Source organism: Micromonospora vulcania (genome assembly GCF_042658605.1).
GTDB lineage: Bacteria > Actinomycetota > Actinomycetes > Mycobacteriales > Micromonosporaceae > Micromonospora > Micromonospora vulcania.
Window position 1 is genome coordinate 217,054 of sequence record NZ_JBHSQS010000005.1, and the last position, 20,731, is coordinate 237,784.

The window sequence follows — 20,731 nt, forward strand, 5'->3', positions numbered from 1 at the left end:
GGCCGCATACCGCGCAGTGAAAGGGAGATGACGGCGTGAGCATCACCCCCCAGGCCAGCGGCGCCGCCAGCGAACGTACCGGTCTGCGCGTGGCGTTCGGCGGCGGTGTGTACCCCGCCGAGGAGATCGCCCGGGGCGCCGCGTACGAGTTGTTCAGCGCCGACGAGGTGCCCGGCTTCGAGTGGGCGCCCCGACCGGGCAGCGCCCTGCCGTGGCGCCGCTTCGTGCACGTCACCGAGGTGCTGGCCGTGCACGGGGCGGTGGAACCGGCCGAGGAGCCGGAGGCGCCGCTGATGATGCCGGCGCACCGCGAGCAGGGTTGGGCGCGGCTGCACCACCTCAGCCAGCAACCCTCCGCCGCCGGTGATCCGATGCTGACCGCGGTACGCGCGTCAGCCGTGCTCCGGCGGGGCACCCGGATGGTGAAGGTGCTGTCGGCCCGGCAGCTCGCCGGGTACGTCCGGGGGTGGCTGCCGCACGGCTTCTGCTACCGCGAGCACGACGTGGCACACCTGCGTACGCCGGCCGCGACGATGGTGCTGCGCACCGACGGGGACGTCGGCCGGGACGGCTCGGACGTGGCGTACGCGCTGCGTTGGCGCGCCGCCGATCCGGGCGACTACGACGTACCGGTGGGTGAGGCGCACCGTGGCCTGTCCGCGCTGTCCCCGCGCGAGAGTCTGGGTCCGGCGGTGCTGGGCACCGGTTTCGTGCCGAGCAACGGCCAGCTCATTCCGGAGTTCATCACCCGGGACTTCGCCGACCTGCCGATGCCGGCGAACGCCACCCTGCTCGCCTATCCGGCGGAGGGGGTGGAGGTGGTGCTCTACACCTTCCAGGCCGAGCAACGCGGGTGGCTGCGGATGGTGGGCCCGCAGTGGCGGCATCTGTTGGCCGCCGTGCCGGGTCTCTCCCCGGACCAGGAGTACGTGCCGACCGGCGACGCGCCGCGCTCCACGCAGCTGGTCGGCATGCACGGCGACACCGAGTACGAGGCGGTGGCCGACCTGCCCGGCGGGTTCCGGGTGCTGGCGATGACCAGGGCGGCCCGTTACCCGGTGGATGCGGTGGCCCGCCGACTCCGGTTCGCGCTGTGGCGGGGCGTGCCCTGCCTCGTACTGCGCGAGGAGGCCGGCTGGCTGCGGCTGCGGCTGCGTTTCCCGAACCCGGACTCGGTGACCACCACCGGAGCCCAGTGCCATGATCGCGGCGTCTACGAGGCGTGGGCGCCGGGCGCCGAGGTGACCGACGACCAGGTGATGGACACCCGATACGCGATGTGAGGCGCGGCCCCGGGGTGGTCCCCCGGGGCCGCGCTCAGTCGTAGGACGGTGCCGTGCTCAGCCGGCCAGCCGGGCCAGCTCCTCGTCGACGATCGACGGGTCGAGCTTGCGGAACACCGGCTTCGGCGCGGCCAACGGCCGACCCGACTGCACCGGCACCGACTCCCAGCGCGCCCCGACCGTGTAGTCCCCGGTCAACACCGGGTACGCCGGCCCGCCGTCCAGGTCCTCGACCTGCTCGATGACCGGCATCGGCGCGTGTACGCCGGTGCCGCCGAGCAGCTCGTGCACCTGCTGGGCGGAGTGCGGCAGGAACGGGGTGAGCAGCGTGTTGGCGTCGCTGACCACCTGGAGGGCGACGTGCAGGATGGTGCCCATCCGGGGCTTGTCCGCCTCGTCCTTGAGCTTCCACGGCGCCTGCTCGGACAGGTATTTGTTGGCCTCGGCGACCACCTTCATGGCCTCGCCGATCGCCTGCTTCTGCCGGTGCCGGCCGATCAGGTCACCCACCGTCGTGAAGCCGGCCCGGGCCACCGCGAGCAGCGCCTCGTCGGCCTCGGTGAGCCCGGCCGGGTCGACCGGCGGGATCGCGCCGAAGTTCTTCGCCGTCAACGAGATGGACCGGTTGACCAGGTTGCCCCACCCGGCGACCAGCTCGTCGTTGTTGCGGCGCAGGAACTCGGCCCAGGTGAAGTCGGTGTCGTTGCTCTCCGGACCGGCCGCGGCGATGAAGTAGCGCAGCGCGTCGGCGTCGTAGCGCTCCAGGAAGTCGCGGACGTAGATGACCACCCGGCGGGACGAGGAGAACTTGCGCCCCTCCATCGTCAGGTATTCACTCGAGACCACCTCGGTGGGCAGGTTGAGCCGGCCCAGGTCGCCCGGCTCGCCGTCGCGGGAGCCCTCACCGGAATATCCGGAGAGCAGCGCCGGCCAGATCACCGAGTGGAAGACGATGTTGTCCTTGCCCATGAAGTAGTAGGACCGGGCGTCCTTGCCCTCGCCGTCGGTGGACCACCACTTGCGCCACGCCTCGGGGTCGCCGGAACGGCGGGCCCACTCGATCGAGGCGGACAGGTAGCCGATCACCGCGTCGAACCAGACGTAGATCCGCTTGTCCGGCCGGTCCCGCCAGCCGTCGAGCGGGATCGGTACGCCCCACTCCAGGTCGCGGGTGATCGCCCGGGGCTGGAGGTCGTCCAGCAGGTTGCGGGAGAACCGCAGCACGTTGGGCCGCCACCCCTCCCGGGTGTCCAGCCACTGCCGCAGCACCTCGGCCAGGGCCGGCAGGTCCAGGAAGAAGTGCTCGGTCTCGACGAACTTCGGGGTCTCCCCGTTGATCCGCGACTTCGGGTCGATCAGGTCGATCGGATCGAGCTGGTTGCCGCAGTTGTCGCACTGGTCGCCACGGGCGCTGTCGTACCCGCAGATCGGGCAGGTGCCCTCGATGTAGCGGTCGGGCAGCGTGCGCCCGGTGGACGGGGAGATCGCGCCCATCGTGGTCTTGGGCACGATGTAGCCGTTGCGGTACATCCCCTCGAACAGCTCCTGCACCACCGCGTAGTGGTTGCGGGTGGTGGTGCGGGTGAACAGGTCGTAGGTGAGCCCCAGGCCGTGCAGGTCCTCGACGATCACCCTGTTGTACCGGTCGGCCAGCTCGCGCGGGGTGACTCCGTCGGCGTCGGCCTGCACCTGGATCGGGGTGCCGTGCTCATCGGTGCCGGAGACCATGAGCACGTCGTGGCCGGCCATCCGCATGTACCGGGCGAAGACGTCGGAGGGTACGCCGAAACCGGAGACGTGGCCGATGTGGCGTGGGCCGTTGGCGTACGGCCAGGCCACTGCCGCGAGAACGTGACTCATGAGCAGCAAGCCTAGTGACCGAGCTGGGGGGCCCGCGAACCAATAGGGGGTGCCGGGCCGACGGACCGGCCCAACCGGCCCGACCGATGGTCCGATTTGTCGCCGACACGCCCCCGAGCTGCCCGATCCGCCTCCCGAGCCGGTGTGCAATGAACCTCGTGACTGGCAGACGAGCGCCCTGGGACCGCGACGACCGTCCCACCGGGCCGGCGGCCGGCGACGACCCGACCTCTGCCCCGAACGATCCCGTCCCACGGCCGGCCAGCGCCCCGAGACCGGCCAGCGGCTCCGGAGCGGACCGGCCGGGAGCTCAGCGGCCCACGCCGACCGGGCGGGCGGCCGTGCCGAGGCGGGACGGCACGGCCGGCCGTGCCGTCGCTCCGACCCAGCCCACTCCGGTCGTACCGGCACCCAACTCCGCCCGGCCCACCTCGCCGCTGCCCGCACCCACGCCGGCCCGGCCGCGCCCGACGGTCACGCCCGCGCCAAAGGGTGGGGAGCACGACGGGGCGGTCGTCGAGGTGGAGCCGACCACCGGGGCGCCGGTGGACGCGGTGCCGCGCCGGGTGCCGGTCCGACAGCAGAACCGCTGGCACCGGGGCGCCCGACCGCCGGACGGTGGTGCGCCCCCGGATGACGACGACTTCTTCTGGGCACCGATCGAGCAGGTGCACTGGGACGGCACCCCGGTCCGCAAGGACGTCGCACCGCCGCGGACCCGCGGCTCCGGCCCGGCGGGACGCCGCTCGTCGACCCGCCGGGCCCCACCACCGGACCCGCTGCCCGGGCTCGCCGCGCTGGTGCTGCTGAGCCTGGTCGCGGCCTTCTTCGCCTGGGTCAGCGCCGGTCCGTTCTGGCTCGCCGTCGGACACTCCCGGGGCGGCACCGTGGTGATCGACGACTGCACCGGGGGCGGGCTCACCCAGCGCTGCCGGGGGATCTTCAGCGCGAACGACGGGCGGTTCCTGGCGTACGGGGTGCGCGTCAGCGGGGTGCCGGCCGGGCAGGACGCCCCCGGGACGGTGTTGCCGGCGCGGATGACCGGCCCGAACGGCGGCACCGCGTACGCCGACACCGGTGCCAGCCGACACCTGCGCTGGTTGCCCAGCCTGCTGGTGGTGCTCGGTTGCGCGGCCGGCATCGTCCGGTGGACCGGGTCGACCCGACTGGCCGGGCGGCGGAACCGTCGCTGGGCGGTGTTCGTCGCACTCGCCGGCCCGGCGCTGATCACCCTCGGCTTCCTGGCCGCCGCCTGGTGACGACGGGTCAGCTGTGCACGATGGTGTAGACCTCCCGGCGGCGCAGGGCGTACTCGGTGGCGACCTCGGTGATGGCGTCGCGGCGGGACCGGCCGGCGGCCTCCCGCTCGGCGACCGCCGCGCGCAGGGTGTCGTCGTCGGGGCGTTCCGCGGCCGTCACCGGCGCACCGGCCACCACCAGCGTGATCTCCCCACGCGGATCGCCGTCGGCGGCCCAGCGGGCCAGCTCGCCGAGCGGGCGACGGATGACCTCCTCGTAGGTCTTGGTGAGTTCCCGGCAGAGCGCGGCCGGCCGGTCCGCGCCGAACGTCTCGGCCAGGTCGGTGAGCGCCGCGCCGATCCGGTGCGGCGCCTCGAAGAAGACCAGGGTCCGTTCCTCGGCGGCGAGCGCGCGCAGCCGGGACCGGCGGGCCCCGGGGGTCCGGGGCAGGAAGCCCTCGAAGCAGAACCGGTCACAGGGCAGACCGGAGACCGCCAGCGCGGTGGTCACGGCGCTCGGCCCGGGGGCGACGGTGACCGGTGCCCCGACGTCCAGCGCGGCGCGGACCAGGCGGTAGCCGGGATCGGACACGCTCGGCATCCCGCCGTCGGTGACCAGTGCCACCACGTATCCGGCGAGGATCGCCTCGGCCAACTCGGGGGTCCGTCGCTCCTCGTTGCCCTCGAAGTAGGAGACGATCCGACCGCCGACGGTGATGTCGAGGTCGCGCGCCAGCCGGGTGAGCCGGCGAGTGTCCTCGGCGGCCACCACGTCGGCGCTGGCCAGCACCTCCCGGAACCGGGCCGAGGCGTCGGCGGGGTTGCCGAGCGGAGCGCCGAGCAGGATCAGGCGCCCAGCTTCGGACATTTCACCCACGAGATCGTCTCCTTCACTGGCGGCGGATACCGGTATCGGGGACGACGTACGCCACCAGACACCTTGGCAGCCTACGATCGCCGGGTGACGAGTGCGTCGACAGCACAGAGCCCGAGCGCCGACCAGTCGGAAACGGTCGACGGCGCGAGCGACCGCGGCCCCGACCAGCAATCGGCGGCACCCAGCACCGGCGGGGGCGGGGTGGCCGGCGTCGTACGTCGCCGGTTCGCCACCGTCGATGCCCGGTTGGACCGGTCCTCGTGGTTGGCCACCGCGGTGGTGGTGGCCATCGCGGCGATCGTGCGTTTCGTCGGCCTGTCCAGCCCGAAGAGCAAGATCTTCGACGAGACCTACTACGCCAAGGACGCCTACGGGCTGATCAGCCGCGGCGTCGAGTGGAACTACAAGGACAACGCCCCGTCGTACGTGGTGCATCCGCCGCTGGGCAAGTGGCTGATCGGGCTCGGCGAGTGGGCCTTCGGCTACCAGGACACCGAGTCGCGGGTCTCGGTACCCGGGCACCTGATCACCACCGCGCCGGAGTTCGGCTGGCGGTTCGCGTCGGCCGTGGTCGGCACTCTCTCGGTGCTGCTGCTGGTCCGCATCGGCCGGCGGCTGTTCCGCTCCACGGTGCTGGGTTGCGCGGCGGGCCTGCTGCTCGCTCTGGACGGTTTCCACCTGGTGCTGTCCCGCGCCGCACTGCTCGACATCTTCCTGCTCTTCTTCGTGCTGGCCGCGTTCGGCGCGCTCGTTCTGGACCGGGACGCCCGCCGTCGGCGCTGGGCCCGGGCGCTGGACGACGGGCTCGACCCGAGCCGGCCGGGCCGCGCCGGCCGACCGCCGACCGGCTGGCGCACCTGGCCCTGGTGGCGACTGGCGGCCGGGGTGCTGCTCGGCTGCGCGTTCGCGGTGAAGTGGAGCGCGCTGTACTTCGTGCCGGTCTTCGCGCTGCTCGTGCTCCTCTGGGAGGTCGGCGTCCGCCGCTCGGCCGGGGTCCGCCGGCCCTGGCGGGACACGCTGCTCGACGAGCTGCCCTGGCTGGTGCTGGCCGGTGTGCTGTTGGCGGTCACCTACCTGGCCACCTGGTCCGGCTGGTTCCTCAGCGACGACGGCTACTACCGGCTCGCGTCGACCTACCCGAACGCCCCGCTCAGCGACGCCCCGGTGATCGGCCCCCTGATCAACCTGTTCGAGTACCACCAGGCGGCGCTCCATTTCCACCGGACCCTGGACGAGGGGCACAAATACCAGTCGTGGCCCTGGCAGTGGTTGCTGCTCGGCCGTCCGGTGGCGTTCTACTGGTCCTCCGACGCCGGCTGCGGCGCGTCGAGCTGCGCGGGCGAGATCCTGCTGCTCGGCACGCCGCTGCTGTGGTGGTCGTTCCTGCCCGCCCTGGTGGCGCTGGCCTGGCTGGGTGCGGCCCGCCGGGACTGGCGGGCCGGCGCGATCCTGCTCACCGTGGCGGCCGGGATATTGCCCTGGTTCTGGTTCGCACTCGACGGCCGGACGATGTTCTCGTTCTACGCGGCGCCGGCGCTGCCCTTCCTCGTGCTGGCCGTGGTGTACGTGCTGGGTGCGCTGATCGCCCCGGCCGGAGCGGACGTCGGAGCGGTGGCGCGGCTGGTCCCCGGCGACCCGGGCTACGAACGCCGGCTGGTCGGCAGCGTGGCGGCCGGCGCGTACGTGCTGCTGGTAGCGCTCTGCTTCGCGTACTTCTATCCGATCTTCGTCGGCCGGTCGATCCCGTACTCGGACTGGCTGTCCCGAATGTGGCTGGACGGTCGCTGGATATAAGCATCGGCCAGCGACGCGCCGCTCAGCGCGACGGAGACGGGCCCGCACGCGTGAAGCGTGCGGGCCCGTTCGACATAGAAGCGCGCCCCGATCGCCTGCCACGGGGGAAGCGGGCGATTGGGGCGCGCAAGAAGAGCTTAGCCACCGCGCACCACCGGCACAACGGGTCGACTTGGGTCAGATTTCCGACGGATGTGGGCCGGGTCGACACCTCCCCTCCGACCGTTGACCGTGGGTGACCTGACGTGGACCCAGCGCCCCGAAACGGCTGGTCCGGGGCTGCCGTCGACCCCGCCCGGGGCACTAGGCTCACCGTGATCGGGTGTCCGGGCGGGACGGGGGTGCCATGCGGTTGCTGGATCGACTCCGGGCGATCTGTCTCGCCCTGCCCGAGGTGACCGAGCGGCCCAGTCACGGGTCTCCCACGTGGTTCGTCCGGGGCAAGAGCGTCTTCGTGACCCTGCACGCCGACGGGCACCACGACAACGACTTCGCCCACCTCTGGTGCGCCGCCCCGCCGGGGGCCCAGGGAGAGCTCATCGCGGCCGACCCGGGTCGCTTCTTCCGCCCGCCCTACGTCGGCGGCCGGGGCTGGCTGGGCGTACGCCTCGACGGCACGGTCGACTGGTCCGAGATCGACGAGTTGTGCCGCGACGCCTATCGGGAGATCGCGCCGAAGCGGCTGGTCGCGTCGCTCGACGCCGCTCCCGACGCACCGGCCTGACCCGCGTACGGCCACCCGACGACCGGACGCGGCGGTCACTCACCCGCCACCCCAGTGATCATCCAAAGTGGATCTCTATACACTGCGGGCCGTGATCAACTTCAAACGATCGGCGGCCGTCCTCCTCGGACTGCTGGCGACCACCGCGCTGACCGGGCCGGTCCCGGCGGCGGCCGACGAGGAGCCGGTGGGCGAGCCGCCCCGGGTCGAGCTGGTGCTCGACGTCAGCGGCTCGATGCGTGCCGCCGACATCGACGGACGTAGCCGGATCTCGGTCGCCCAGCAGGCGTTCAACGAGGTCGTGGACGCACTGCCGGCGGAGACCCAGCTCGGCATCCGGGTGCTCGGTGCGAGCTACCGGGGCAAGGACAAGAAGGTCGGCTGCCAGGACACCCAGCAGATTGTCGCGGTCGGGCCGGTGGACCGGGGCCGGGCCAAGGCCGCGGTGGCCACGCTGCGGCCGACCGGGTTCACGCCGGTCGGGCTCGCGCTGCGCTCCGCCGCACAGGATCTGGGCACCGGAGCCACCACGCGACGGATCGTGCTGATCACCGACGGGGAGGACACCTGCGCCCCGCCGGACCCGTGCGAGGTGGCTCGGGAGTTGGCCGCCCAGGGCACCAGCCTGGTGGTCGACACGCTCGGACTCGCACCGGACGAGAAGGTCCGCCGGCAGCTGCTCTGCATCGCCAGCGCGACCGGTGGCACCTACACCGCGGCGCAGAGCGCCGAGGAGCTGACCGGCCGTATCAAGCAGCTCGTCGAACGGGCCGGCGACACCCACACCCGGGCCCCGACCGTGGTCGGCGGTACGAACGCCTGCGACAAGGCCCCGCTGCTGGCCCCCGGCGTGTACGCCGACCGCGAGGCGTTCTCCGAGCACCGGTACTACCGGGTGCCGGTCCGCCCTGGGCAGGAGCTACGCGCGTCGGTGAGCATGGCGCTGGACCGACCGGTGAACCGGGACTACGGGGTGCTGCTGCGGGCCACCGCGGCCGACGGCCGGGAACTGGTCCGTGGCGCCGACGCCGGCAGCGGACGGGCCGACGTGCTCTCCGCCGGGCTGCGTTGGTCGGCCAGCGCCGACGACGAGGACGCCGTGAAGGAGGCGGAGGAGGCGGCGGAGACGGAGGCGACGACCGTCGAGCCCACCACCATCTGCCTGGTGGTGAGCAATTCGTTCGCCCCGCGCCCGGGCACCGCGGCAAATCCCGGCATGCCGGTGGAGTTGACCATCGACGTGGTCGACGCCGCTCCCGCGCCGGACGGGCCGGACCTCGGGCGGGGCTGGGTGCTGCTCGCCCTGCTCACCGTGGCCGGTCTGCTCACCGGTCTGCTCGCCGGCCTGCTCACCCGCTGGTGGGTCGCCACCTGGAGGGAGAACTGACGATGCGTACCGCACTGTTCCGGTCGCTCGCGGCGCTGCTCGCCGCCGGCGGGTCGGCCCTACTGCCCGCGGCGGCACTCGCCGCGCCCACCCCTTCGCCGGGTGCCACGCCCGTCAACCGGGCCGGTACGTCGTTCCTGAGCGCCACCCCGATCACCGCCGGGCAACCGGTGCGGGTGGACGCCTCGATCGGCGACCACCTGTACTGGTCCTTCCCGGCGACGGCCGGCCAGGTGCACGAGATCAACGCCACCGTCACCTTCCCGAAGGCGCGCAGTGGTGCCTCCACCTGGACCGTCGACGTCTTCGACGGGCTGCGCCGACGGCAGGCGTGCACGGCCGGGGCGCAGACCCCGACGGTGGACGCGCAGACGTCGACCGTGGCGCTGGGCTGCACGCTGCGCGAGGTACGACCGTGGGCGGAGCCGTGGTCCGGCGACCCGCTGCCCGGCACGTACACCATCCGGCTCTCCGTGGTGGACCTGCCGGAGCCGGACCTGGGCGCGCCGATCGACGTGGACCTGCTGGTCGGCACCGTCTCCGACCGGGGCGCCTCGGCCGACGACGGTGAGTTGGCCGCGCCGCTGGTGCCGAACACCAAGGCGGGCACGGTGCTCAACGCCGTACCGACGGTGGACCCGGAGGCCGACGACGAGGGCGACTCGCCCACGGACTGGCTGCCGGACCTCGGCTCGCGCTGGATCTGGACCGGCGTCGGCGGCGTGCTCGCCGCGGTGGCCGGCGTGTTCGGCTTCGCCCTGACCCGGCGGCCCCGGCGCCCCTGAACCGCCCGACCCTCGGTGGCCGCCGCCCGGCGGCGGCCACCAGCGGGCTCAGCGGCGGCGCGACCCACGCGGCAGCCAGCCGATGAACCGGTCCTGGAGCGACATCACCGGCGCGGCGCGCAGGTCCTCGGTGGCAGCGGCGAGACAGGAGCCCAGGTAGACGCTGAGCATCGCCCGATCACCCCCGTACTCCGCCAGCAGCCGGCTGCGCTTCGTCGGGCACGGCCACTCGTCCCCGCAGGAACCGCAGCTCCAGCCAGGGGTCCTCGGGGCATGGTCGTCGGCCCGCCGCGCCGGCCGTTCCGCGCCATCGGTCATCGCACGTCCTCTCCAGATGTCTGCGGGACTGGCCGGCTAGACTGCCCGGCCAGCGAATGATGGTGGTCCCCCCGGAGCCATCAGGAGAGCTAATCGTGGCCCTCCGGAGTTACATCCTTGCGGTACGTTGTCCCATCGTGGCAGTCGGAAATGCGACGCTCGACCGAGTGTCGGCGCACCAGAATCGGTGGTATTGCCCGGGAGGCGGCCATGCGTGACCTACTGCCGGCGACGGTCGCGGTGGCCGTCGCGGGCCCGGACGACTGGGCCGGTGAGCTGCTCGCCGCCGAGCAGGCGTGCCTCGGCGAACGGGCCGTGGAGAGCCGGCGGCGAGACTTCACCGCCGGCCGGGTCTGCGCCCGCCGGGCGATGGCCGACCTCGGTCTCCCGGCGTCCGCCGTACCGGCCGCCGCCGACCGCGCGCCGGTCTGGCCGGCCGGGGTCGTCGGCGCCATCACCCACACCACCGGCTACTGCGCCGCGGCCGCCGCGCGCAGCGACGAGGTCCGGTCCGTCGGGATCGACGCCGAGCAGCACCGCGAGCTGAATGCGGGAGTACGCAGACTCGTGCTGCTGCCCGAGGAGGAGGAGAGCTGCGCAAGGCTGCCGGTCGGCACCTCCTGGCCGGTGGTGCTCTTCAGCGCCAAGGAGACCGTCTACAAGGTCTGGTACCCGATCGTCGGGAGCTGGCTGGACTTCCACGACGCGCACCTGGAGCTGGACCCGGAGGCCGGCACGTTCACCGCCCGGATCGCGTCGGCCCGGGTGGACGCGGCGACGGTCGACGACGCGCCGACCACCATCGAGGGCCGGTTCGCGATCACCGACGGGCTGGTACGCACCGCCGCCGTGCTGCCACATCGATGACACCCCGGGCGACCACCGTCCACACTGGCCCAGTCGCCGCATTTCGTACCCGTGCCTGATTTTGCACCGACGCGCGTGGGACGGGGCCCGGCGCGGCCACCGGACGGTGGACGGCACACGGTAGCGTCGGCGGGTTCCCGAACCGCACGTACCGAGGCGTCAAGGAGTACGGTGACCCACCCCCAGCCCCCCGTCGGGCCGCAGGACCCCCAGCAGCCGAGCCCGGAACCGCCGACGCAGCCGTTCCCGGCCACACCGCAGCAGCAGCCCGCCGCCGACCCGACGGTCCCGCAGGCTCCCGTGCCGGGCCAGTGGACGCCGCCGACCGCGCCGCAGCCTCCGTACGCCAGCACGCCGCAGCCGCCCTTCGCCACCACGCCGTACCCCTCCTCGCCCGACCAGCCCTGGCCGCAGCCACCGTTCTCGGGTGGGGCGTACCCGGCGCAGGGCGGTGGTGGGTACGCGCCTCCCGCCGGCGGCGCCTACCCGCCGCCCGGCGGACCCGGTTATCCGCATCCCATGCAGCCTCCCGCGCCGCCGGCGAAATCCAAGAAGACCGTGGTGATCGTCGCGGTCACCGCGGCCGTGCTCGCCCTGCTGTGCTGCGCTGGCGGGATCGTGGCGGTGGTCATCGGCGCGAACCGGGCGGCCGACGAGGTGGCCGACGCACTGCCGACGCCGATCGCGACCCGGGGCATCGGGCCGACACCGGGCACCGCGCCCTCGTCGAAGCCGCCCTCGACCAACTCCGAGACCCGCAACATGTCGGTTGGCGAGACGCTGGTCATCGACGGCGAGGACGGCACCGTCGAGATCACCGTGACGAAGTTCAGCACTTCCGCCAAGGCCTGCAAGACGTACGGCCTCAAGCCCGACAAGGGCATGTACGTGATCGCCGACGTGACTCTGAAGATCACCAAGGGCACAGGTTCGGTGAACCCGCTCTACTTCCAGTGGGTGGCCGCCGACGGCACCGAGACCAACGCGATCGGCGGGGCCTTCTCCGGGTGCGGCAAGCCCATGCAGGCCGGTAACAACCTGGCCGCCGGCACCACCCGTACCGGCAGCGTGGCGTTCGACGTGGCCAACACCAACGGCGTTCTGGAATACCTGCACGAGTTCGAGACCGCCGGATCCTGGAAGCCGTAACGCGCCGCCGTGGGGCCGGTCCGCCGGTCCGGCCCCACCTCGAACCATCGGCCGTGCGCCACCTCGGTCGGTGGGTGGCACGGCGCGGATCGCCCGGTCGGCTGGCTGCCCGCGCGGACCGGTTCTGACCTGTATCGGCTCTAGCCTGGATCGCGGCGGTGCGCAGCGGGTGCACCGGATCGAGGAGATGAGCGATGAAGGTCGTGCCCGACGGGTACCACACCGTGACCCCGTGGATGATCTCCCCGGGAGACACCGCACCGTTGATCGACTTCGTCGTTGCCGTCTTCGACGCCACCGAGCTGGCTCGTCTGGCCGTCGGCGATGTGGTCGCCCATGCCGAGGTCCGCATCGGGGACTCGGTCGTCATGATGTTCGACAAGCCGGACTGGCCGCGGACACCGGCCTTCCTGCGCCTGTACGTCGCAGACGACGCCGAGGTGCTGCGCCGGGCGGTCGAACGCGGCGCGACGGTTGTCACCGAGCCGACCGAGCTGTTCTGGGGTGACCGGGTCAGCCGTTTCCGGGACCCGTTCGGTCACCTGTGGTGGATCCACCAGCGCGTGGCCGAGCCGACCGAGGCCGAGACGAATCAGCGAATGCACGACCCCGAGTTCGTCAGGGCGATGGAGTACGTCCAGAGCGCCGAGTTCTTCGCCGACCGCTGACGCCCTCGCGAAAGGATCGTCTGGGGAGGTGTCGACGTTTGGGCCCCGGAGGCGGCCAGAGTTGGTCCGCGGCCTACAGGAGAGGGCGGCCCGCGCTCTGCCGGCAACGACCATCGAGGTGCGGGACGGGTGGTGGTTGCGCCACGCGCCGGGCTGCGCCTGGTGGGTGCAGACGGTGCTACCACACGGTTCAGCAGGCCCGGTCGAGCTGGAGCGCAGGGTGCTCGGTGCCGAAACCTTCTACGCCGAACACGGCAGGGCAGCACGATTCCAGATCACTCCGGGCGTTTGCCCGGACGGGCTCGACGCCCTCCTGGCCGCGCGCGGCTACCGCGCGGAGAGCCCGATGTCGTTACAGGCGGCCCCGACCGCACGCGTCCTGAACGCCACGCCCGCCGACCCACTCCGGATCCGGCTGGATGATCGTCCGACGACCGGGTGGTACGACGTCTGGAACGCCGTACACGGTCACGTTGGAGACCCCGCCGCCGAGTGGGCCATGCTCGGCCGGGTGCAGGGCCCGTCCGCGTACGCGAGCGCGATGCTCGGTGGCGCCGTCGTCGGGGTGGGTCGCGCGGTCGCCGACACCGGCTGGGTGGGGCTGTTCGGAATGGCCACGACGCCCCGGGCACGTGGCCGGGGCGCGGCCCGCAGTGTGCTCGCCTCGTTCGCCGAGTGGGCTGGCGCGCATCGGGCCGACCACCTGTACCTCCAGGTGGAGCGGGAGAACCTCCCAGCTCTACGCCTCTACCGGCGGGCCGGCTTCGGCGAGGTGGCCGGCTACCACTACCGCGGCGTGGGTGAGCCACCGTCCCGCTAGCCGGCCCAGGCCTCCTTCGCGGTGTGCACCGGCCGGCCGGTGCGTACCGATTCCTCGATGGCGAGGCTGATCAGGTGGTCCTGGCAGGCCTCCGCCAGGGGGTACGGCGCCGGGCCCTCCTCCCGGGCCCACGCCCCGGTACGCGCAACGATGTCCGCGACGGCGAGGTCGTCGTCGGACAGGCCGCTTCCGACGAACGGATTGCGGTAGACGACGCGGCCGTCGAAGCTGATGTGCTTCAGGTCGAGCCCCTCAAGGTTGAGGTCGACGCCGGTCTGCCGTCGCACCAGCGACGACTCCACCGGCGTGGTCGGGTCGACCAGGCGGACGACCCGGTCGTCCACCAGTTCGCCGAGCGAACCGCGCACGACCAACCGGCGCGACCGCAGCGGGTTCCACCACTGGTTGTCGGTGAAGTCGTACAGCCCCATCCGCCCGCCGAAGTCGATGGTCGCGAGGGTGGTGGAGAGCTGCTGCGGGGTGGCGTCGCCACTCCAGCCGTCCGGCGACAACGGGTTGGCCAACGGTGCCGCGAAGGCCCGCGCGCTGACCTCGGTGGGGTCGTACCCGACGCCGAGCAGGCCACGGATCAGGGAGACCGCGTGGTACAGGTGCGTCGAGGAGATCTGGACCGAGGTCGGTTCGCCGAGCACCCCGGCCCGGATCACCTCCAGACGGGCGGCGTGCCCGGGCATCAGCAGGTACTGCTCGGCGACCTGCACCAGGCCACCGCCCCCGACGTCGGACCAGAGCGACCGCAACCCCGCCAGGTCTGGCGCGGGCGGCGTCTCGGCGAGCACGGGTACGCCGGCAGCGACCAGGTCACGGGTCACCTCGGGCGTGACCGGCCAGGGCACCGACACGATCACGAAGTCGGGCCGTTCGTGGGCGAGCAGTTCGGCCGTCGTACGGAAGGTCGGTACGCCCCATTCGGCGGTCACCTCGGCACCGCGCGATTCGGTACGCGTGACCACCCCGGTCGCCCGGAGCCGCCCCGGCAGCAGCCGGGCCAGCCGTAGGAAGAACTCGCCACGCCAGCCACTGCCGACCATGCCGAACCGGGTCTGAGCCGTCGATGCCATCTGGCCTCCTCACGTCGAGACCGGATGCTAGCCACTTCTTCGCTACGGTGGTCCACGGCGGAGGGAGGGTGCGATGTCGCTGGTGGTCGCCGGATCGCGCTCCTCGCTGGACTACTACCTGGTCCGGGCCGAGCTTGGCGACGGTGAGCCGGCTGCGAAGGCGGAGGCGGTCGTCGTCGAGGAGTTCACTCGGCAGACCGACTTCACGACAGTGGGCCTGGACAGCGCGGGGTGGACACCGTCGGGTGCCGGTTGGTGGAGTTCGGCCTCGCTCGGCCGCAGCATGCGTACCGATGCGACGTTGCTCGCCCGGGTGGTGCCCACCGGTCGCGGCGTTGCCGAGAGCGTCTACCGCGAACTCGGTGGCGGGCAACTGCCCGATGAGGCGGTGCTGCGCACGTACTTCCGCGACCACCACCCGATCCCGACGGCCCCGCCGCTGCGGCTCGGCCCCGCGCAGCCACCCGCCGGATTCCACGAACGGCGCGTCTACCGCGTCCTGTTCGCCAAGGACCTCCAAGAGGAGCAGTTGGTGAGCATCCGGGCGGCCTGGTCGACGCCGACCGGCGGCACACCCGGCTCGGTGGCGGCCGGCCACCGGCTACGTGGTGGGGACCAGTTCGCGTGGGAGCTGCGCAGGGTGGGCCGGGGGTTGGCCTGGTGCCTGGACCTGACCGCCCTGCTGCGCGGCGCCGCGTCCGACGAGGTCGGACCGATTCTGTCCGAGCTGACCCACACCATGCGCGGGCGCGGGCTGATACCCGTGACGACCGAACGGTTCGCCTGACCGCCCGCGCCCCTGCTCCGCGTGGGAAATGCCGGGACTCACCCGCTTCACCCCGGATCGGGTGGAAAAGTGGGCGGCATGACGACGGACGATCAGCCATCTGCCGCGGACCCGGGATACGCAGCCGCGCTGGACACGGCTGAGGCCCTGCTGGGCTTCCGCTTGGAGCGCTTCCTCGGCCCCACCCCCGGTGAGCCGGCCAACGGCGCCGACTTCAAGCGGATCGCGACGGTGCACGCCTTCGGCGACGTCTGGCCGCGTACCGAGCACCTGGACACCCGGACACGGGCCCTCGTGTCGGTGACCATCGCGGCCACCCTCGGCGTCCTGGAGCCGTTACGAGGTCAACTCCGCATCGCGCTCAACAACGGCGCCACGAAGGAGGAGGTCGTCGAAGTCTTCCTCCAGGTCGCGGCGTACGCCGGTGTGGCACGCGCGTTCGATGGCTACCAGGTCGCCGCCCAGGTCTTCGGCGAGGGCCTGGAACGCTGAGGGCCTCGGCAGGGTGGTCGCCGACCCGCCGCAAAAGATCGAAGAGGCCGTTCCCCACTGCGGGAAACGGTCCTTTGTTCTGGGTGATAACCGGGCGTTTACGATCTGCGGGCAGGTCTGCTTTCGATCTGCGGCGCGGTGATGTTCGGTTCGCGGGCCTGTGGCGTTCGATATGCGGCGACACGCTGATCGACGAGGAACATCGCGCCGGACCGGCACCTGGCTGCCGCCCTATGCCGCGGTCTGGGGCTCTGCCCGGCGGTCGAACGACGGTCAAATGATCAAGGGCGGGTTCCCCGTCCTCCGGGAACCCGCCCTTGATCTGCTGTTTCTTGGTGGAGCTGAGGGGATTTGAACCCCTGACCCCCTCGATGCGAACGAGGTGCGCTACCAGTCTGCGCCACAGCCCCTCCGCCGGCGAACCGGCTTCGGTCCCACCCGGCTTACACCGGGCGGGCCGGCAGCAAGGCTAACAGGTCGCCAGCCCTCACCGCGAATCCGCCCCCGGCGCGGCACGCGACCCAACCCGAAGATCGACTCGGGCTTGCGGAAACCGGGGCATCCCGGACACCAGGACACCCAACACCAAGGATCCCGAGTCGATCAAGGCACCAGCGCCGCGCCGGCGTCGGTCAGGCGGGGTGGGAGCTTCGGCCGGCCTCGTAGGGGCGGCCACGCAGTCCACCCGACCGCCGGTAGGAGACCGATCCGCCGTTCACCGCGGCCGGCAGGTCGCCGGGCCGGTCCAGGCCCATCGCGGCTCGGCGTACCCCCTCGCGTTGGGCCGCCAGACGGCGCTGCGCCTCCCGACGGGCGGCGGCGCGGCGGGCCTGCTCGCGGCGTACCTCGGCCTGCCGGGCCGCCAGCCAGGCCGCCTCCCGCGCCCGGGCGCGGCGGCGGCGACGCCCGGCCAGCGCCTGGCCCCGCAGGTGGACGACGTACGCGACCAGCAGCAGGAAGGTGACCGCGAAGCCGATCCAGAAGCCGGGGCTGACGAACAGCACGCCGATCAGCTCCACGACGTTGAGCAGCAGCAGGGCGGCGAGCACCCGGCGGCGTCGGTAGACGGCGGGGGTGTGCTGCCGTCGGGGCGGCGTGCGACGACGGGATCGCTTCGGGGCGGGTGGCACGGCACGTAACCGACCGGAGCGGCGGCCCACCGGAGGTGCGGAGACCGGCGCGGCCAACTCCCCGGTAGTCGCGTCCTCACTGAGGGTGACGACCAGTGAGCGTGGCGGATGCACGGGTTGCCGCCCCGGCACAGTGCGGCGCCGTCGGCGGCGCTGGAGCACCCGCGCCGTCGACTGCGCCCGCTCCGCCACCAACCGCTCGGTGGCGTCGTACCGGCGAACCAGCGCCGGTGCCAGGGCGAGCAGGCCGGCAGCGGCGAGGACGGCGAGGAGCACCGAGGTCGGCACCCTCACCCCTCCCGTCACCGAATTCGGAGCAACCGCCAACCGACCGCAGGATCTTCCACCGATCGTGCTCGGGTGCGTGGATCGTCCGGACGCGCAGCGCTTGCCGTAGCTTGCAGTTACTTGAGGTTACGGCTCACCGACCGTGATGCCACCGCGCCGCGCCGATCCCGTCCGTGGGACGACTCACCGCGCGGCGGCTCGTACCCGGTGCCAGCGGGCCAGCAGGCCACCCTCGGCGGCGATCTCCTCACTGGTCATCGCGTATCCGATGTGGTCCCGCCACGCGCCGTCGATGTGCATGTAGCGCACGTGGTACGACTCCTCACGGAAACCCAGCTTCTCGACCACCCGCCGGGACGGTCGGTTCTCCGGCCGGATGTTGACCTCCACCCGGTGCAGCCCACCTTCGCCGAAGGCGTGGTCGACGGCCAGGGCGAGCGCCGTCGGGATCACGCCCTGACCGGCGACCCGGGCGTCCACCCAGTACCCGACGTACCCGGAACAGAACGCCCGCCGCACGATGCTGCCCACGTTGAGGTGCCCGACCAGCCGATCCCGGTCGCCCTCGCGCAGACAGACCGCGAACGGCATGCCCTCGCCCTCACGGGCCGAGCGTCGCTGGTCGCGGTGCACCCACCGGAACGCGGCTGGGGAGTTCAGCTCGTCCCAACTGCCGGGCAGCGACGACTCCCAGGGGGCCAACCAGGCCCGATTGGCCCGGCGTACCTCCGACCAGGCCGCCGCGTCGGAGCGCCGGTACGGCCGCAGCAGCACCGGACCGTCGACCAGCACCGTCGGCCAGCCAGGTGCCCGCGCGGGCCCGAAGAGACTCACCCGGACAGTCTCCCGCGCGGGACCGTGTCGTGCGCAAGTGGACCCACCGCACGGGGAGACCCGGCGGAGGGGGTCACCGGCGGCGGTCCAGCAGCAGGACGTCCACGGTGGAGCCGGCGGCGGCGGTGGTGACCCGCTCGCCGAGCACCAGCAGCCCGTTCGCCTCGGCCAGGCCGGAGAGGGTGAACGGCCCACCGCTGAGTGGCTGCACCGTGTAACCGCCGCCGCGCCGCTCGGCGACGTGCGCGGGCCGGAACTCGCGCAGCCCGCCCGGTGACGACACGGTCTCCAGCAGGTGCGCCCGTACGCTGGGCCGGAACACCGGCTCGGCGCCGGCGAGCAGTTGGATCGCCGGTCGGGCCAGCACCTCGAAGCCGATCAACGCGGCACCGGGGTCGCCGGGCAGGCAGACCACCGGCACCTCCTCGGCGCCGACCGTGCCGAACCCGAGCGCGGTACCGGGATAGAGCGCCACGTCGGTGAAGGTCACCGGCCCGGCCCGGCCGCCCTCCCGGCGGGACAGGATCCGGCGCACCATGTCCCCGGGGCCGGTGCCGGTGCCCCCGGTGGTGATGATCAGGTCGGCGCGCAGGGTCTGATCCTCCAACAGCCCGCGCAGCCCCTCCGGGTCGTCGTCGCAGATACCCACCCGGTACGCCAGCGCGCCCACCTCGGCCGCGGCGGCGGTCAACGCGTGCGAGTTCGCGTCCACCACCTGACCGGGCTGGCTGCCCCGGCCCACGTCGACCAGTTCGTCGCCGGTGGCCACGATGACCACCCGGGGGCTCGGCCGAACCACCACGTGCCCGATGCCGGTGGCGGCGAAGACCGCGACCAGCGCCGGGGTGACGTAGGTGCCGGCCCGGGCGAGCAGGGTGCCGGCGGGCAACTCCTCACCGGCGCGGCGTACCCCGTACCCCCGCTTGGGGGTGCGGAAGATCTCCACGGCGGCCATGCCCTGGTCGGTCCACTCCACCGGGACCACCACGTCGGCGGCGACCGGCAGCGGGGCCCCGGCGGCCACCGAGAAGCACGATCCGGGGGTGAGCCGGACCGGCCGCCAACTCGCCGCGCCGAGGTCGCCGACCACGTTGAGCCGGATGGTCCGGCCTCCGGGCGTGCCGGAGGGAGCCGGGACGTAGCTCGGGCCCCGGGCTCCCCCCGAGATGTCCTCCCAGCGGGCCGCGTACCCGTCGACGGCCGCCTGGTCGAAGGCCGGGAAGGCGTGCGGCGCGACGACGTCCTCGGCGAGGACGTTGCCGTACGCCTGGGTCAGGTCGAGGTCGAGCGGGGGCAGCGCGCGTAACCTGCGCAGCACGCTGCCCAGGTAGTCGGCGAGCGGCGTCAACTCGTTCGCGGCCGCCTCGGCGTCGGCCGTCGCGGTCATGTACCAGATCCGCCTGCCGTGTCGGCGTTGACGAAGTCGGCCAGCCAGGAGCGGAACTCGGCGCCGAGGTCGTCGCGCTCGGCGGCGATCTGCACCACGGTCTGGAGGTAGCCCAGCGGCATGCCGGTGTCGTAGCGGGTGCCCCGGTAGACGATCGCGTGCACCGGTGTGCCCTCGGTACGCAGCAGCTCCATCGCGTCGGTCAGCTGGATCTCGCCGCCGCTGCCCGGCTTGGTCCGCCGGATCGCGTCGAAGATCTTGCCGGGCAGCACGTAGCGGCCGAGGACCGCGAGGTTGCTCGGCGCGTCCTCGGGCTGCGGCTTCTCCACCATCCCGGTCACCCGGACCACCTCGGCGATGTCGGTCAGCTCCGCCTCGGCGGGCTCGACGGAGGCGATGCCGTACCGCTTGGTCTCGGCCGGGTCGACCTCGAAGAAGGCGAGCACCACACCGCCGGTGCGCGCCTGCAGCTCCAGCATCGCCGGCAGCAGCGGCTCGGACGGCTTGACGAACTCGTCGCCGAGCAGCACCGCGAAGGGCTGGTCACCGACGTGCGACTCGGCGTACCCGACGGCGTGGCCGAGCCCCAGCTGCTCCGGCTGCCGGACGGTGTAGATCTCCGCCAGGTCGCTGGGCCGGCGCACGGCGGCCAGCCGCTCGGTGTCGCCCTTCTCCTCCAGCCGGGTCTCCAGGTCGGGGCGACGGTCGAAGTGGTCCACCATCGACGTCTTACCCCGACCAGTGATCAGCAACACGTCGTTGATGCCGGCCTGCGCTGCCTCCTCGACGATGTACTGCAACACCGGCCGGTCCACCACCGGCAGCAGCTCCTTGGGCACCGCCTTCGTGGCAGGGAGGAACCGGGTGGCCAGCCCCGCCGCCGGGATGACGGCCTTGACCGCCAGGGGACGGCCGGTTGCGGCGACCGTCGATGAGGGGTTCGCTGAGTGCTCCGACATGC

Annotated in this window: 20 protein-coding genes and 1 tRNA gene; 12 read left to right on the forward strand and 9 right to left on the reverse strand. The window is 72.7% G+C overall.

Annotated features, from left to right (window positions below; genetic code table 11):
- The first annotated feature begins 35 nt into the window (after window positions 1-35).
- Window positions 36-1,283, forward strand: a complete 1,248-nt coding sequence (locus tag ACFQGL_RS10180; RefSeq protein WP_377508930.1) for a hypothetical protein — start codon at window positions 36-38, stop codon at window positions 1,281-1,283.
- Window positions 1,284-1,340: 57 nt separating this feature from the next.
- Here the strand turns inward: ACFQGL_RS10180 and metG are convergent, their stop codons facing one another.
- A complete protein-coding gene (gene metG / locus ACFQGL_RS10185; protein ID WP_377508933.1) occupies window positions 1,341-3,143 on the reverse strand; it encodes a methionine--tRNA ligase in 1,803 nt (600 codons plus the stop codon).
- A 158-nt stretch (window positions 3,144-3,301) separates the two neighbouring features.
- Here metG and ACFQGL_RS10190 point away from each other — a divergent pair, with 158 nt between their 5' ends.
- A complete protein-coding gene (locus ACFQGL_RS10190; protein ID WP_377508936.1) occupies window positions 3,302-4,402 on the forward strand; it encodes a hypothetical protein in 1,101 nt (366 codons plus the stop codon).
- A 7-nt stretch (window positions 4,403-4,409) separates the two neighbouring features.
- Here the strand turns inward: ACFQGL_RS10190 and rsmI are convergent, their stop codons facing one another.
- On the reverse strand, window positions 4,410-5,249 hold the full coding sequence (gene rsmI, locus ACFQGL_RS10195) for a 16S rRNA (cytidine(1402)-2'-O)-methyltransferase (protein WP_377508939.1): 840 nt from the start codon (window positions 5,247-5,249) through the stop codon (window positions 4,410-4,412).
- A gap of 93 nt (window positions 5,250-5,342) precedes the next feature.
- Here rsmI and ACFQGL_RS10200 point away from each other — a divergent pair, with 93 nt between their 5' ends.
- From ACFQGL_RS10200 to ACFQGL_RS10215, 4 genes are all read left to right on the forward strand, one after another.
- Window positions 5,343-7,052 carry a dolichyl-phosphate-mannose--protein mannosyltransferase gene (locus ACFQGL_RS10200; RefSeq protein WP_377508941.1) on the forward strand — a complete coding sequence of 570 codons (1,710 nt, stop codon included), beginning with the start codon at window positions 5,343-5,345 and terminating at the stop codon, window positions 7,050-7,052.
- A gap of 322 nt (window positions 7,053-7,374) precedes the next feature.
- Window positions 7,375-7,776 carry an MmcQ/YjbR family DNA-binding protein gene (locus ACFQGL_RS10205; RefSeq protein ID WP_377508944.1) on the forward strand — a complete coding sequence of 134 codons (402 nt, stop codon included), beginning with the start codon at window positions 7,375-7,377 and terminating at the stop codon, window positions 7,774-7,776.
- Between the two features lie 91 nt (window positions 7,777-7,867).
- Window positions 7,868-9,163 (forward strand): VWA domain-containing protein, encoded by a 1,296-nt coding sequence (locus ACFQGL_RS10210; RefSeq protein WP_377508947.1) that lies wholly within the window; start codon window positions 7,868-7,870, stop codon window positions 9,161-9,163.
- 2 nt (window positions 9,164-9,165) lie between these two features.
- Entirely contained in the window at window positions 9,166-9,948 is a 783-nt protein-coding gene (locus ACFQGL_RS10215; RefSeq protein WP_377508949.1) for a peptidase, read from the forward strand.
- Between the two features lie 48 nt (window positions 9,949-9,996).
- On the opposite strand, the gene ACFQGL_RS10220 is transcribed toward ACFQGL_RS10215, so the two are convergent.
- Complete coding sequence (locus ACFQGL_RS10220; RefSeq protein WP_377508952.1) at window positions 9,997-10,266, reverse strand: hypothetical protein; 270 nt, start codon at window positions 10,264-10,266, stop codon at window positions 9,997-9,999.
- A 210-nt stretch (window positions 10,267-10,476) separates the two neighbouring features.
- Between ACFQGL_RS10220 and ACFQGL_RS10225 the strand changes: the two genes are divergently transcribed.
- The 4 genes from ACFQGL_RS10225 (at window position 10,477) to ACFQGL_RS10240 (ending at window position 13,770) form a co-directional block, all read left to right on the forward strand.
- A complete protein-coding gene (locus ACFQGL_RS10225; protein ID WP_377508955.1) occupies window positions 10,477-11,133 on the forward strand; it encodes a 4'-phosphopantetheinyl transferase family protein in 657 nt (218 codons plus the stop codon).
- A gap of 171 nt (window positions 11,134-11,304) precedes the next feature.
- The gene (locus ACFQGL_RS10230) at window positions 11,305-12,282 is read left to right on the forward strand and encodes a DUF4352 domain-containing protein (RefSeq protein ID WP_377508958.1); all 978 of its coding nucleotides are present in this window, start codon (window positions 11,305-11,307) and stop codon (window positions 12,280-12,282) included.
- A 194-nt stretch (window positions 12,283-12,476) separates the two neighbouring features.
- Entirely contained in the window at window positions 12,477-12,950 is a 474-nt protein-coding gene (locus tag ACFQGL_RS10235) for a VOC family protein (RefSeq protein WP_377508961.1), read from the forward strand.
- 28 nt (window positions 12,951-12,978) lie between these two features.
- A complete protein-coding gene (locus tag ACFQGL_RS10240; RefSeq protein WP_465263523.1) occupies window positions 12,979-13,770 on the forward strand; it encodes a GNAT family N-acetyltransferase in 792 nt (263 codons plus the stop codon).
- Here ACFQGL_RS10240 and ACFQGL_RS10245 read toward each other — a convergent pair.
- Window positions 13,767-14,852, reverse strand: a complete 1,086-nt coding sequence (locus ACFQGL_RS10245) for a Gfo/Idh/MocA family protein (RefSeq protein ID WP_377508967.1) — start codon at window positions 14,850-14,852, stop codon at window positions 13,767-13,769. The two genes, ACFQGL_RS10240 and ACFQGL_RS10245, sit on opposite strands and share 4 nt — an antisense overlap.
- A 73-nt stretch (window positions 14,853-14,925) precedes the next feature.
- Between ACFQGL_RS10245 and ACFQGL_RS10250 the strand changes: the two genes are divergently transcribed.
- Both ACFQGL_RS10250 and ACFQGL_RS10255 read left to right on the forward strand, forming a co-directional pair.
- Window positions 14,926-15,639, forward strand: coding sequence for a hypothetical protein (locus ACFQGL_RS10250; RefSeq protein ID WP_377508970.1), 714 nt, complete (start codon window positions 14,926-14,928; stop codon window positions 15,637-15,639).
- A gap of 78 nt (window positions 15,640-15,717) precedes the next feature.
- Window positions 15,718-16,131 (forward strand): carboxymuconolactone decarboxylase family protein, encoded by a 414-nt coding sequence (locus tag ACFQGL_RS10255; RefSeq protein ID WP_377508973.1) that lies wholly within the window; start codon window positions 15,718-15,720, stop codon window positions 16,129-16,131.
- A 333-nt stretch (window positions 16,132-16,464) separates the two neighbouring features.
- Here ACFQGL_RS10255 and ACFQGL_RS10260 read toward each other — a convergent pair.
- The 5 genes from ACFQGL_RS10260 to ACFQGL_RS10280 form a co-directional block, all read right to left on the reverse strand.
- Window positions 16,465-16,541, reverse strand: a tRNA-Ala gene (locus ACFQGL_RS10260).
- A gap of 222 nt (window positions 16,542-16,763) precedes the next feature.
- Window positions 16,764-17,555, reverse strand: a complete 792-nt coding sequence (gene sepX, locus ACFQGL_RS10265) for a divisome protein SepX/GlpR (RefSeq protein WP_377508976.1) — start codon at window positions 17,553-17,555, stop codon at window positions 16,764-16,766.
- A 177-nt stretch (window positions 17,556-17,732) separates the two neighbouring features.
- Window positions 17,733-18,383, reverse strand: a complete 651-nt coding sequence (locus tag ACFQGL_RS10270) for a GNAT family N-acetyltransferase (protein WP_377508979.1) — start codon at window positions 18,381-18,383, stop codon at window positions 17,733-17,735.
- Between the two features lie 73 nt (window positions 18,384-18,456).
- Window positions 18,457-19,770 (reverse strand): molybdopterin molybdotransferase MoeA, encoded by a 1,314-nt coding sequence (locus ACFQGL_RS10275; protein WP_377508982.1) that lies wholly within the window; start codon window positions 19,768-19,770, stop codon window positions 18,457-18,459.
- Entirely contained in the window at window positions 19,767-20,729 is a 963-nt protein-coding gene (locus ACFQGL_RS10280; RefSeq protein WP_377508985.1) for a UTP--glucose-1-phosphate uridylyltransferase, read from the reverse strand. Before ACFQGL_RS10280 ends, ACFQGL_RS10275 begins: the two co-directional genes overlap by 4 nt.
- Window positions 20,730-20,731 lie beyond the last annotated feature (2 nt).

What these genes read in the sequence shown, in the direction of transcription:
- metG (WP_377508933.1), bottom strand. Translation starts at nt 3,143, where the DNA reads ATGAGTCACGTTCTCGCGGCAGTGGCCTGGCCGTACGCCAACGGCCCA.
- rsmI (WP_377508939.1), bottom strand. Translation starts at nt 5,249, where the DNA reads ATGTCCGAAGCTGGGCGCCTGATCCTGCTCGGCGCTCCGCTCGGCAAC.
- ACFQGL_RS10215 (WP_377508949.1), top strand. Translation starts at nt 9,166, where the DNA reads ATGCGTACCGCACTGTTCCGGTCGCTCGCGGCGCTGCTCGCCGCCGGC.
- ACFQGL_RS10220 (WP_377508952.1), bottom strand. Translation starts at nt 10,266, where the DNA reads ATGACCGATGGCGCGGAACGGCCGGCGCGGCGGGCCGACGACCATGCC.
- ACFQGL_RS10225 (WP_377508955.1), top strand. Translation starts at nt 10,477, where the DNA reads ATGCGTGACCTACTGCCGGCGACGGTCGCGGTGGCCGTCGCGGGCCCG.
- ACFQGL_RS10235 (WP_377508961.1), top strand. Translation starts at nt 12,477, where the DNA reads ATGAAGGTCGTGCCCGACGGGTACCACACCGTGACCCCGTGGATGATC.
- ACFQGL_RS10245 (WP_377508967.1), bottom strand. Translation starts at nt 14,852, where the DNA reads ATGGCATCGACGGCTCAGACCCGGTTCGGCATGGTCGGCAGTGGCTGG.
- ACFQGL_RS10250 (WP_377508970.1), top strand. Translation starts at nt 14,926, where the DNA reads ATGTCGCTGGTGGTCGCCGGATCGCGCTCCTCGCTGGACTACTACCTG.
- ACFQGL_RS10255 (WP_377508973.1), top strand. Translation starts at nt 15,718, where the DNA reads ATGACGACGGACGATCAGCCATCTGCCGCGGACCCGGGATACGCAGCC.
- ACFQGL_RS10275 (WP_377508982.1), bottom strand. Translation starts at nt 19,770, where the DNA reads ATGACCGCGACGGCCGACGCCGAGGCGGCCGCGAACGAGTTGACGCCG.
- ACFQGL_RS10280 (WP_377508985.1), bottom strand. Translation starts at nt 20,729, where the DNA reads ATGTCGGAGCACTCAGCGAACCCCTCATCGACGGTCGCCGCAACCGGC.